11 protein-coding genes are annotated in these 12,684 nt (G+C 61.9%); 4 read left to right on the forward strand and 7 right to left on the reverse strand.

The features are described 5' to 3' along the window. Positions 1-90 precede the first annotated feature (90 nt). Positions 91-1,551: an MFS transporter gene (locus KVH01_RS12170; protein ID WP_225924165.1), complete on the reverse strand. Its 1,461-nt coding sequence runs from the start codon at positions 1,549-1,551 to the stop codon at positions 91-93. Between the two features lie 134 nt (positions 1,552-1,685). On the opposite strand from KVH01_RS12170, the gene KVH01_RS12175 reads away from it, so the two are divergent. From KVH01_RS12175 to KVH01_RS29850, 4 genes are all read left to right on the forward strand, one after another. Beyond that, on the forward strand, positions 1,686-3,446 hold the full coding sequence (locus tag KVH01_RS12175; protein ID WP_217881620.1) for a S8/S53 family peptidase: 1,761 nt from the start codon (positions 1,686-1,688) through the stop codon (positions 3,444-3,446). 74 nt (positions 3,447-3,520) lie between these two features. After that, a complete protein-coding gene (locus tag KVH01_RS12180) occupies positions 3,521-3,889 on the forward strand; it encodes a cupin domain-containing protein (protein WP_217881621.1) in 369 nt (122 codons plus the stop codon). A gap of 485 nt (positions 3,890-4,374) precedes the next feature. Continuing rightward, on the forward strand, positions 4,375-4,680 hold the full coding sequence (locus KVH01_RS29845; protein WP_225924166.1) for a transposase: 306 nt from the start codon (positions 4,375-4,377) through the stop codon (positions 4,678-4,680). Positions 4,681-5,274: 594 nt separating this feature from the next. After that, complete coding sequence (locus KVH01_RS29850) at positions 5,275-5,484, forward strand: integrase core domain-containing protein (RefSeq protein ID WP_264083781.1); 210 nt, start codon at positions 5,275-5,277, stop codon at positions 5,482-5,484. Positions 5,485-5,647: 163 nt separating this feature from the next. On the opposite strand, the gene gbdR is transcribed toward KVH01_RS29850, so the two are convergent. The 6 genes from gbdR to KVH01_RS12215 all read right to left on the reverse strand — a co-directional run bounded on the left by gbdR (position 5,648) and on the right by KVH01_RS12215 (position 12,676). Next, complete coding sequence (gene gbdR / locus KVH01_RS12190; RefSeq protein ID WP_217881778.1) at positions 5,648-6,733, reverse strand: choline metabolism transcriptional regulator GbdR; 1,086 nt, start codon at positions 6,731-6,733, stop codon at positions 5,648-5,650. A gap of 22 nt (positions 6,734-6,755) precedes the next feature. Beyond that, the gene (locus tag KVH01_RS12195) at positions 6,756-8,162 is read right to left on the reverse strand and encodes an amino acid permease (RefSeq protein WP_217881622.1); all 1,407 of its coding nucleotides are present in this window, start codon (positions 8,160-8,162) and stop codon (positions 6,756-6,758) included. A gap of 138 nt (positions 8,163-8,300) precedes the next feature. Further along, complete coding sequence (locus KVH01_RS12200) at positions 8,301-9,041, reverse strand: BPL-N domain-containing protein (protein WP_217881623.1); 741 nt, start codon at positions 9,039-9,041, stop codon at positions 8,301-8,303. Positions 9,042-9,151: 110 nt separating this feature from the next. Beyond that, positions 9,152-10,882, reverse strand: coding sequence for an OPT family oligopeptide transporter (locus KVH01_RS12205; protein ID WP_217881624.1), 1,731 nt, complete (start codon positions 10,880-10,882; stop codon positions 9,152-9,154). Positions 10,883-11,133: 251 nt separating this feature from the next. Next, complete coding sequence (locus tag KVH01_RS12210; protein ID WP_217881625.1) at positions 11,134-11,760, reverse strand: glutathione S-transferase family protein; 627 nt, start codon at positions 11,758-11,760, stop codon at positions 11,134-11,136. A 220-nt stretch (positions 11,761-11,980) separates the two neighbouring features. After that, entirely contained in the window at positions 11,981-12,676 is a 696-nt protein-coding gene (locus tag KVH01_RS12215; RefSeq protein WP_217881626.1) for a tRNA (adenine(22)-N(1))-methyltransferase, read from the reverse strand. Between the last annotated feature and the right edge of the window lie 8 nt (positions 12,677-12,684).

The raw sequence follows: 12,684 nt of genomic DNA on the forward strand, positions 1-12,684 counted from the left end.
CTCCGTGGCCTTGAAGCAACTTACGTCACCCACAGAGATAAGAAAAATTCATTAATTTTATCTGCTGCATTCCTATCGGGAATGTGCGCCTCAATCCTCAGCCTGTGACAACGGCCGCGCTACGGTTTCCAGCGCTTGGCGCTCCGCCGCCACGCCCCACACCGCCTGCACCAGCGCCGCCGCGCACATCAACCCTGCGCCGATCAAATACCCAACCAGCAAACTCCCGCGTTGCTGCGTCTGTATGAGTTGCCCAAACAACGTCGGGCCGATAATCCCGCCCAGCCCGGTGCCGAAGGCATAAAACACCGCAATCGCCAGTGCGCGTATCTCCAGCGGGAAGGTTTCCGCCACGGTCAAGTATGCCGAGCTCGCCGCCGCCGAGGCGAAGAAGAAGATCACCATCCACGCCAGCGCCTGCTGGGTCACATCGAACCAGCCTTGCTGGAACGCGTAGCCACTCAGCGCCAGCAGCACGCCGGAGATGGCGTAGGTCGCGCTGATCATCACGCGGCGGCCGATCACGTCGAACAAGCGCCCCAGCAGCAGCGGGCCGCAGAAGTTGCCGAGGGCCAATGGCAGCACGTACCAGCCGACTTTTTCGGCAGGGACCTGGTAGAAATCGGTCAGCACCAAGGCGTAAGTGAAGAAGATCGCGTTGTAGAAGAACGCCTGGGCGGTGAGCAGGGTCATGCCGACCAGGGCGCGGCGACGATAGCTGACGAACAGGGTGTGGAAGATCTCGCCCAGCGGCGTGTGGTAGCGGGCATGCAGGCGCAGCGCTGGGCCAGTGACGGCGGGCAGCGTGTGGCCGGTGTCGCGCAGGCGCGCTTCGAGGCCTTCGACGATGCGCCGGGCTTCGTCGTGCCGGCCGTGGATCATCAGCCAGCGCGGGCTCTCGGGCAGCCACAGGCGCATCACCAGGATGATCAAGCCCAGGGCGGCGCCGATGCCGAAGCACAGGCGCCAGCCAAGGTCGCCGCCGACCACTTGAGGATCAAGCAGCACAATCGCGCCGCCGGCACCGAGGGCCGCGCCGAGCCAGAACGTGCCGTTGATGGTGAGGTCGACCCAGCCACGAAAACGCGCCGGGGTGAATTCCTGGATGGTCGAGTTGATCGCGGTGTACTCGCCACCGATGCCCATGCCGGTCAGGAAGCGGAACAGCAAGAAGGTTTCCAGGCTGAAGGAAAACGCCGTGGCGGCGGTGGCACCGATGTACAGCCACAGGGTGATGAAAAACAGCTTGCGCCGCCCCAGGCGGTCGGTGAGCCAGCCAAACAGCAGGGCCCCGAGCACCGCGCCGGCGATGTAGACGCCGCCGGCCAGGCCGATGTCGAAGTTGCTCATGCGCAGCTCGGGGCTGTTTTTCAAGGCGCCGGAGACCGAGCCGGCCAGGGTCACTTCCAGGCCGTCGAGCAGCCAGGTGATGCCCAGGGCAAACACCAGCAGGGTATGGAAGCGGCCCCAGGGCAGGCGGTCGAGACGTGCAGGCAGGTCGCTTTCGAAGACCGTGCCCATTTCGCTTTTGAGTGCCTGTTGTCGGGTCATTGCCACATCCATCCTGTGCACTTACTCCTTCGTTATGAGTCAGCCCGCGCAGCGGGAGTTCAGTTGCGCAGGCTGAACGAAGCAGGCCCTGGTGCAGTCGGAACAGCAGGCCCCAAAGGCAAGGAACCCTGCTCATGTCGTTACGCTGCGCCGCCCTCCTCAGCTTGTTCACCTTGACTGCCAGCTCGTATGCCGCGGCCCAGGAGCCATTGCGCCTGGAAAACCTCAAGCGCTGTGGCGACCTGCTGGACAACCGTCAGCAGGAATGGTGCCTGAGCGTGCGCGGCCTGGGCGCTGGCACCCCGCAGTTGAAACTGGCGGGCCAGGCATTGCCGGCGAAGGCCCTCCAGCGCGACGGCAACCAGTTGCGCCTGCACCTGGACAGTGCCACCTACCAGAGCGGCCCGCTGTGGCTGGAAGACGGCCCGCGCGCCAGCAATGCCGCATGGCTCAGCCTGCGCCACAGCCAGGTGGTGGCCGCCGGGCCAAGTGAAGTCGCCAAGAACATGGACGGGTTGACCACCTATGTCGACCTGGTCAGCGTATTGATTGAAGAAAACCACGAGGGTCGCCAGGAAGCCGAGCGCCTGGCGCGCAAGTACGGCGCAACCGTGGTGGGCAGCATTGCGCCACTGAACGTCTACCAGCTGCGCCTGCCGGCCAAGGACCTGGTGCAACGCGATGCACTGGTGCTGCGCCTGGGCAGCGAGACCAGCGTGGATGCGGTGGTCATCGAAGAGTCCGCAGCCGAAGAAGCCGAACAGGCCCGCCCTGAAAAGCCAAACAAGCCGGCGCCAGATTCTGATGAATGGGCCGCCAACCGCTTTCTTGACGCCGTGGCTTACTACCAGCGACGCATCCCCGGGCAGCACACGCCTATAGCGCCGCAACCGGTGCGCATCGGCGTGATCGAACGCGGGGTGGATTTCGACACCGCGGACTTTGCCGACTACCTCGGCCCCTGCTCGCCCAAACGCACCTGCGTGTATGCCCGCGATACGCAGGCGCCGGACAGCCATGGCACCACGGTCGCCGGCATACTCGCGGCGGGCTGGGATAATGGCGGCAACAGCGGCTTTCTGCGCGGGCTGGACAAGGCCAGCGGCGGCTTCGAGGTGATTGTCGACCGCAACTCTGATGCCGGCATTACCGCCAACATCGCCGCGTCAGTCAACCTGGTGGAAGACGGCGTGCGCGTACTCAATTGGAGCTGGGGCATTCATCGCGTCGGCACCAAGGACGTCAATGGCAACGACGTCGATTCCCTGGTGCGCTCGGGCATCGCCATGAGCGGCTATGAAGAATTGCTCGAAGAGTTTTTTCTGTGGCTGCGCAAGGAACATCCCGACGTGATCGTGGTGAACTCCGCCGGCAACGGCTCGGCGTTTTCGGGCAGTGACGACTACCGCCTGCCCTCCTCCTTCATCACCGAAGAATTGCTGGTGGTCGGCGCACACCAGCGCAACCAGCGCACCGGCATTGCCGTTGAAGACCCGGCTTACGCCGTCACACGCAGCTCTTCGAATGTGGACATGCGCGTAGACATCACCGCCGCCGCCTGCGCCCACGCTTCAACGGCCACGGCCGGCGAGGAAGGCGCGGTGCATTGCGGCACCTCCTACGCCACACCGATGGTCGCAGGCCTGCTGGCGGCGATGCTGTCGATCAACCCGCAACTGGAACCCGAACAACTGCGCATGCTGCTGCGCCGCAGCGCCATGGCGATTGGCGACAACCATGATTTCGAACGCAGCGACGCCCAGGACCTCACCGCGCCCATCCTGCCGTCAGAGCGCAACTACCAACTCAATGACAAGGACGTGGGCCGTTCGGCACGGCTGGATATGCAAAAGGCGTTGGACCTGGCGGTGCAGAGTCGTACGCGGGTGCGCTGAGGCTGCAGGATCGTACAAGCCTGCTGACCGCCTGCATGGGTAGTCTGGCCTTCTCATCGACAGGAAGATCCAGCATGACTCAAGCACAGCCTGTAAATCTTGCGCAAAAAGCCTCGCTCATCGACCAGCAATGGAGCCCAAGGGTGGTCGCCGAAATGAACGACTACCAGTTCAAGGTGGTGCGCATCGAGGGCGAATTCATCTGGCACTCGCACCCGGAAACCGATGAGGCCTTCCTGGTGCTCGAAGGCACGCTGCGCATCGACCTGCCGGACGGCCCTGTGTACGTGGCGCCGGGTGAGTTGTACGTGGTGCCGCGCGGCATTGAACACAGGACGGCGGCCGAGGGGGAAGCCAAGCTGATGATGATCGAGCCCAGGGGCGTTCTGAATACCGGGCATGAAGGCGGTGAGCGTACGGCTTTGAATGACCAGTGGATTTGAGCGTTGAGGCGCACGACTTCAGGTACGCCGCGGGCCCTTGTGGGAGGGGGCTTGCTCCCGATAGCGGATTGTCAGTCACTGCATGTGTTGACTGAACCACTGCCATCGGGAGCAAGCCCCCTCCCACATGGCTACTCCCTATTCCTGCAACAACAACGCCTGCTGCTTGAGCCTGCGTTTTTGCGTTGATCGCCTGATACTGATTCAACGCACATCCAATGTGGGAGGGGGCTTGCTCCCGATAGCGGATTGTCAGTCACTGCATGTGTTGACTGAACTACTGCCATCGGGAGCAAGCCCCCTCCCACATGGCTACTCCCTATTCCTGCAACAACAACGCCTGCTGCTTGAGCCTGCGTTTTTGCGTTGATCGCCTGATACTGATTCAACGCACATCCAATGTGGGAGGGGGCTTGAACTGGCCTAATGATTTTGGACACTTCAATCGGGCGCTATGATAGCGCCCAAATATGAGGTGTTTGGATATGCGTAAATCTTATTCGAGTGAGTTCAAGCTCAAGGCTGCCAGCATGGTGCTGGATGAAGGCCAGCCGGTTACTGAGGTCTGTGCCAGCCTGGATATCGGCCCCACAGCCCTACGCCGCTGGATCGATCAAGTGCAAAAAGAACGCTTGGGCTCGACTCCGGTAGGGGCCAAGGCGATTACCGCTGATCAACGAGAAATCCAGAGGCTCAAAGCTCTGCTTAGAGAGAAAGACCTGATATCGAAATCCCGGAAAGGCCAGTGCTCTCCTGCTTTGACGCCAAAGATCATTCACGCTGATCGATGAGCTGGACGAGTGCACGGCGTTAAAAGGTGTTGTCGGGTGTTTGGGATCACCGCAGTAGCTTATTATTGCCTGGCGCCAGCGCAAAGCATAACCTAACGGTCGTAAGCTCAAAGCCGCGCCGGTCAGCGCACCGCTGCGTCCAGAGAGTCGGCCGGCGCACGTACTTTGTCCACGCGAGCCGCAAGCCAAAAGGGCATCGTATCGGACGTTACATGGCTCGCAGTTTGGATGCGTGGCAGACGCCAGTCGTCAGCGCAGGCGCCATACAAGTCGCCGGCGGAGGTTTTGGTAGCGCCGCACATGCCTGCTAAGCGGAAATTACGATTTGCGGTTAATCAGGTGTGTGCGACGGACTTCCATCAAGGTCGGCAAGCGGTGGATACTTCGCAGCCATTTTGATCTGTACGCTCGCAGGATCGTAGGCTGGTCGTTCTCGCATTTCCTGATGCCAACCTGACCTGGGCGGTAGCTAATGGGCATGGCAGTGGAGCTACGTGGCCATCCTCAGGATGTGTTGTTTCATTCTGACCGCGTTGTCAGTACACCAGTCATAAATTCAGAAATTTGCTGCTGAAACATGGATTTAGGCAAAGCATGAGTCGTAAAGGCGAGTGCTGGGACAACGCTCCAATGGAGCGTTTCTTTGGCAGTTTGAAGTCGGAGTGGGTGCCTGAAGCGGGTTACAAACTCGAACATGAGGCCCGAGCAGACGTGCAGCGCTATGTCTCGCGCTACAACATCAGCAGACCTCATAGCTACAACGACTACCGGTCGCCGGTCTCGAAGGAAAGGTTGGCGGCGTGAACCTTAATCAGTGTCCAAGATTACTTGACCAGTTCAGCTTGCTCCCGATAGCGGATTGTCAGTCACTGCATGTGTTGACTGAACTACTGCCATCGGGAGCAAGCCCCCTCCCACAGGGGCCAGCGGCGTACGCAAAGTTGTGTTGATACCTAACACCGCGGCCTTATCGCCTTTGAACCTGCACACTCGCAAACGTCGGTTCGTCACGCGCCTGCTCCAACGTGTTCTTGGGCCGGTCCGATACTGGGGCCGGCGTCACCGGTCGCACTGCGGCGGGCGGGTGCAGGCGCATGTCCGAGCGCTCATCACTGGGCGCCACACCGAAGAAATCCCGGTAGCACTTGGAAAAATGCGGCGTGGACACAAAGCCACAAATCACTGCCAGTTCGACAATCGAGATGGGCGTCTGCATCAGCAACTGGCGGGCGCGGGTCAGGCGCAGCTTGAGGTAGTAGCGCGACGGCGTGCAGTACAGGTACTTCTGGAACATACGCTCCAACTGGCGGCGGGACACGTGCACGTAGGCGGCCAGTTCGTCGAGGTCGATGGGTTCTTCCAGGTTGGCTTCCATCAGGGCCACCACTTCTTGCAGCTTGGGCTGTTGCGTGCCGAGCAGGTGCTTGAGCGGCACGCGTTGGTGGTCGCGTTCATTGCGAATGCGCTCGTACACGAACATCTGCGAAATCGCCGCCGACAGCTCATGCCCGTGGTCGCGGCCGATCAGGTGCAGCATCATGTCCAGCGGGGCGGTGCCGCCGGAGCTGGTGAAGCGGTTGCCATCCAGGGTGAAGACGCTGGAGCTGACCCGCACGCGGCTGAACGCCTCCTGCATCGACGCCATCAGCTCCCAATGCACGCTGCACTGGAAACCGTCGAGCAAACCCGCCTGGGCCAGCGCCCAACTGCCGGTGCACACCGCACCGAGGCGCTTGCAATACAAGCGCGCCTGGCTGCGCAACCAGGCAATGTGGGCAGGGCTGATGACCTGCTGAATGCCGATGCCACCGCACACGATCACCGCGTCGAAGCCGCGTTGGTCCTGGGCGCACGCATCCGGCGTGACCGACACGCCATCGCTGGCCCACACCGGCCGGCCGTCGAGGCTAAGGGTCTGCCAACGGTAGAGTTCTTCGCCGGCCAACTGGTTGGCCATGCGCAACGGCTCGACTGCACACGACAGCGATATCAGCGTGAATTGGTCCAGCAGCAAAAAGCCGATGGTCTGGCAAACAGGCGCGTCAGCGTCCATCACGGCGATTCTCCACGCGGGATCAGGACTGTTCCAGCGCAACCGGCCTGGTCGCCCGATTGTGCTGGCGCGCCGTGACCAGGCCGATGAAGGAAATCACCAACGCCAGGCCAATGGTTGAAGACACTTCGGTGCGATGTTCCGGCGTCACCATCATCACCCCCAGCGCCAGGCAGATGAACACGATCACCAGGTAAGTCAGCCAGGGAAACAGCCACATGCGGAAGGTCAGCTCGATGTTCTGTCGAAGCAGGAGCCGACGCATGCGCAGTTGCGAGATCGCGATCACCAGGTACACCAACAGCGCAATGGCCCCGGAGCTGGCGAGCAGGAACTGGAACAACCCCGCCGGCATGAAATAGCTCAGCAGCGTGATGCCCGCGCCGATGATGGTGCTGGCGATCACCGCTGCCCTGGGCACACCCGCTGCCGAGGTGATTTTCAGCGCGCGTGGCGCATCGCCGCGCTTGCCCAGGGAGAACAGCATGCGCGAAGAAATGTAGATCGAGGAGTTCATGCAGCTGGCCACCGCAATCAACACCACTACGTCGACCATGAACTTGGCATTGGGGATATTCATCAGCTCCAGTGCGCGCTGATAGGAGCCCACGGACGCCAGCAACGGGTCGTTCCAGGGCACCACGGAAATCACGATGGAGATCGACAACAGGTAGAACACACCGATGCGCCAGATCACCGAGCGTGTGGCCTTGGCGATGTTCTGCGCCGGGTTGCTCGATTCGGCTGCGGCGATGGTCACCGCTTCGGTGCCGATGAAACTGAACATGATGGTGATGAACGCGCCCACCACCGCCGACAGGCCGTTGGGGGCAAAACCACCGTGCTCCTCCATCAAGCGACTCAAGCCGCTGGCTTCACGATCCGGGATCCAGCCCATCAGCACGCTGAAACCCAGGCCAATAAAGCCAACGATGGCAATCACCTTGGCCATCGCGAACCAGAACTCGAACTCGCCGTATTTGGCCACGCTGAACAGGTTGGTGATCACCAGCAGGATGATCGAGACCAAGGCAAACAGCCAGGCATCGACCTGGGGGAACCACTGGTTGAGCACGTGCCCGGCGGCCAGCGCCTCGATGGGGATCACCAGCACCCAGAACCACCAGTACAGCCAGCCGATGGTGAACCCCGCCCAAGGGCCGATGGCCTGGTCGGCGTAGGTGGAAAACGAACCGGTGTCGGGGCGCGCCACCGCCATTTCCCCGAGCATGCGCATTACCAGCACCACCAGCAGGCCGGAGAACAAATAGGCCAGCAACACCGCCGGCCCGGCGGCGGCGATGGCGTGTCCGGAGCCGACAAACAGCCCCGCGCCGATAATGCCGGCGATGGACAACATAGTCACGTGGCGGGGCTTGAAGCCCTGCGCCAGCTGACCGTTGGAATCGTTGGGAGTCAGGCTAATCATTGTTTTTGTTGTGCTCAGGCGGCCAATGACCCTCACCTTAAGTGCGCGGGGCCCGGTACAAGTAGCCTGGTTACGCCATCATCGAGTCTGATATCGACATTGGTCATGGCGGTGCACGGGTTTACCGAGCGTCACGCCTTACTCTTGGACGCTGCGTATGAGCGAGCCAAACAGCTCCCCACGCGGCATCTTGTCCAGTGGAATATCGGCATTCGCGAACCACTCCTGGCCGGCTTCCGGATGCGGCCCGCTCAGCACCACAACGCCTTTCTGGTAGGCATAGCGCGCCGCTGCTACATCGCCATTGCGGTAAGTGGCGAGGGTCTTGTAGGGCGCGGCGCCACTGGCCTTGGGAAAGTACGGGCCATCCTGATAGAACACATGATCAACCTGGCCGGCCCACGTCACCCGCACGGCAGCGTCGTCGATACCGGTCACTTCAAAACCGGGGCGGCCGGCTTCGGTGTCCAGCGCCTGGGGGATCAGCCCAAGGTTGTTGTCGTCCGCCAGGTAGGCGCCCATGCACAAGCCCAGGTAGCGGCCACCCTTGGCGACATAGTCGCGGATCGCCTCGGCACGCTCGTCACCGAGACTGTCGAGGGCGCCGGGGATGTCCTGGCCGCCGCCGGGTTGTACGTAGAGGTCGTAGCGGGCCAGGGTGTGTGGGGTGATGTCGATGGGTTCGTCGGCACCCACGAAGTCGATCTGGTAATTCGGGTTAAGACGCTGCAAGGCGGTTTTGACGTTTTCCGAGCAGTCCGCGCAACCCGCTGGGCCACGGTAGATGGCGACATGGGTGACGGGCGTTGCACCGTGTACGGGTAGCGGATGCAGCGTAGCGAAGGCAAGCAACGTGGCAGCGATGGCGGGCAGTTTCATGGGGTAGGCTCAACGGTCAGTTGGCGGGGTGTGATCCAGACGTCGCAGCGCCAAGCCTATAACGGTGAGCCTTTTGAAGTGGTGAAGAGTTGTAAATCCACGTGGGCCATTCATCCATTTCCCAGCATCTGCCACAACGACGCGCCCACGCCAGTAATGCTCTCCCCAGCGATCAACCCTGCCGCCGCTGTGATCGCGAAGCGTTGCGTCACGCTCGGCCAGCGACAACTCACCACCCAGGTGATCACCGCGCCCAGGGCCATCATCAGCGACACCGAGGCGGGCAGGACAAAGGCCAGGCCCAAGGCTGCCGCGCTCGGCAGATAGCGCGCGCGATGGGCCGGCAGCGTGCTGTCGAGCAGGCCCAGCAGTACGCCGAACAGGCTGGCGATGGCGATGGCCCAACGGATGCTCGGCGATAGAGAATCCAGGCCATGGGTCAGGGTCTGGGCCACGGCTTTCCAGGTGGCGACCGCCGGGGCCGGCCACTCTTCAGTGAGCAGCATGGTCTGAGGGTCGGGAATCAACGCCAGGTAAGCGAACACGCCGACGATGCTGCCGACAAAAATCCCCAGGATCTGGGCGATCACTTGCTTGTGCGGCGTAGCGCCAATCGCCTTGCCCACTTTGAAGTCATTCATCAAGTCGGTGCATTGCCCCGCCGAACCGCCTGCGGTGTTGGCGCTCATCAGGTTGATCGGCACCTGGCCGGGCGCAACGATGCCAAAACTGAGCTGGGACAGTTGCCCGATGGCGCCAATCGGTGGAATGCCGGTAGCCCCCACTACCCGCGCCGCCACAGCGGCCAGGCAGATCGCCAGGGGAATGGTCAGCAGCGCCATGCCCAGATTGATGCCGAACAGCAACGCCTGCAGGCTCACCACCAGCACGATCGCCACGGCAAAACCGGCGGCAGGCCCAGGCTTGGGAACCGTCCACGGCATACCGCCAGCGGCCCGGGTCGAGCGATGCAATGCCCACAGGCGAATCGCCAGGGACGCCAGGGTAGAACACACCATCAGGCTCACCCCCGGCCACAACAGCCATTCCACCAACACCGCAAACTGCGGGCCGCTGCTGCCGGCGGGCGGGCTCACCAGCCCGTTCGCCAACAGCCACGGGCCCAGCCCTCCCCATGCGAGCAAAGCGCCGAGTAGCAGGGTCAGGCCCACGCGAATGCCGATAATGCCGCCAAACCCCAGCAACAGCAGCGAAGGGTCTGCGGTGAAGGTCAGGCGCTCCAACTGGGCACTTGGCGACCAGCGCGGGAAGGCCCACATAAAGGTATCCACCCACTTGACCAGCCCCGACAACAGCGCCGCGCCGAGCAGCACTTTCAAGCGCGTTGCGGCTTCGCGACCATGGTTGTAGATGTGCAGCAGGGTCTCCAGGGTGGCCATGCCTTCGGGAAATTTCAGTGCCTTGTCATTGAGCAATGAAGGCCGCAGGTACCACGCGATCCAGATCCCCAGGAAGCTCACCGAAAACACCCAGGCGATCATCGGCAGCGCCGCCAGTTGGTTGCCTGTGAGCAAGGTATAGGCCGGGATGGGCGCCACCAGCCCACCGGAGATGATCGAAGCGGCGGCCGAGGCCACAGTCTGGTTGATATTGCTTTCGTGCAGGGTCCACGGCAGGTGCTCGCCGGAACGCCGGGCCAGGCCTTGCCAGATTCCGTAACCGATCAACAGGGCGATGATCGACATATTGAATGACCAGCCGATCTTCAAGCCTGCGTACACGTTGGAGGGGGTCAGCAGGATCCCCAGTACGATGCCGGTGATGACCGCCCGCAGGCTCAGTTCGCGTTCTACGGGGACGGTTGCCGAGGTGGAGTGCATGCAGATTCCTTTCGAGAAAAACCAGTGCCGCCTTTTAAGTGAGCGCTGGGAGACTCGAAGGTTCATCTGCCGTACACGGGACTAAGGTTGTAAATGTGGGAGGGGGCTTGCCCTAATACCTGTAGGAGCGAGCTTGCTCGCGAAAAACTCACAGGCGCCGCGTTCATTCAGGAAGCACGCGTTATCGTTGAGGCTTTTCGCGAGCAAGCTCGCTCCTACAGAGGGCAATGAGCACTAACCTTCAAGCCTGGCTATTTGGCGAACGCATATTCCCCGCCCCGCTCCACCGCCTTGCGGTATGCCGGGCGCGCCTGGAGCTTTTTGACCCACGCCGCCAGGTTCGGGTACGCCTGCAATTTGCCCTGGGCCTGGGCCACTTCACCGATAAAGCTCATCTGGATATCCGCACCGCTGAGTTCGTCGCCCACCAGGTACGGCGTGCGCCCCAGCACATCATTCAAGTAGCCCAGGTAGTTGGCCAACTCCGATTCAATCCGCGGATGCAGCGGTGCACCCGCTTCACCCAGCCGCCCCACATAGAGGTTGAGCATCAACGGCAGCATGGCCGAGCCTTCGGCAAAATGCAGCCATTGCACATAGCTGTCGTAGGCGTCGGTGGCCGGGTCGGGTTGCAGTTGGCCGTTGCCGTGGCGGCGGATCAGGTAGTCGATGATTGCGGCGGATTCGATCAGCACGCGGGAACCGTCTTCGATCACCGGGGATTTGCCCAGGGGGTGAATGGCCTTGAGTTCAGGTGGCGCCAGGTTGGTCTTGGCGTCGCGCTGGTAGCGTTTGATGTCGTAGGGCAGGCCCAGTTCTTCAAGCGCCCACAGGATACGTTGCGAGCGGGAGTTGTTGAGGTGGTGGACAGTGATCATAGCGGGAACACCTTGGGGGATTTAGGAGAAGACTACAGGGTAGCGTTGAAGTGCCGTGAATGTGGCTCATGAGGGCTGCTGCCTGCACGGTCAAATGTGGGAGATGTCGAGCTCTAGCGAGGCTTCGAAGGCGGCGGCACTCGCGACATAAATGTTGCCCGATACACCGCTATCGAAGCCTCGCTAAAGCTCGACATCTCCCACATTGGATCGGTGGCGCTCAGGCGAGCAACTGATCGATCCACTGCACCTGCTGCACGATCTCCTGCACTTTCTGCTCGGGCACCGCCTGCCGCGCTTGTTCGAGGCTGGTCAATGTCTTGCGTTTCTCGCGCAATATACGTTGCCACTTCGCTAGGAAATCTTCGCTGCGCGCCTGCATTTGCAACGGGCCGAAGTACAGCTGCTCGGCGGTATAGGTCATCGCCTCGGTGCGTTCGGCGACGATGATTTCGTAGTAGAAGCGGTTTTCCCGCAGCAGCTCTTCGTGGAGGATCTGGTAGCCGTTGTCCATCAGCCATTGGCGCAGCGGCTGCTCGCCGCCGTTGGGTTGCAGGATCAAGCGTTCGCGGCCGTTCAGGTGCGCCTTGCCGCTATCGAGGATGTCGCGGATGGTCTCGCCGCCCATGCCGCACAGGCTGATGGCGGTGATTGCGTCGGCCGGCTCGATGGCCGCCAAGCCATCGGCCAGGCGCACGGTGATGTGCCGCGCCAGGCCGTTGTCTTCCACGGTACGGTTGGCGGCGTGAAAGGGTGTAGCGGCCACTTCACCCGCCACGGCCGCCGCAATGGCGCCACGACGCATCAAGGCCACCGGCAGGTAGGCGTGGTCCGAGCCGATATCGGCCAGGCGTGCGCCGGTCGGCACATGCGCTGCCACACGCTCAAGGCGCATGGACAAGGTATGTTGGTTCAACGGTGATT

It is taken from the genome of Pseudomonas khavaziana (assembly GCF_019145205.1).
GTDB classification, from domain to species: Bacteria; Pseudomonadota; Gammaproteobacteria; order Pseudomonadales; family Pseudomonadaceae; genus Aquipseudomonas; species Aquipseudomonas khavaziana.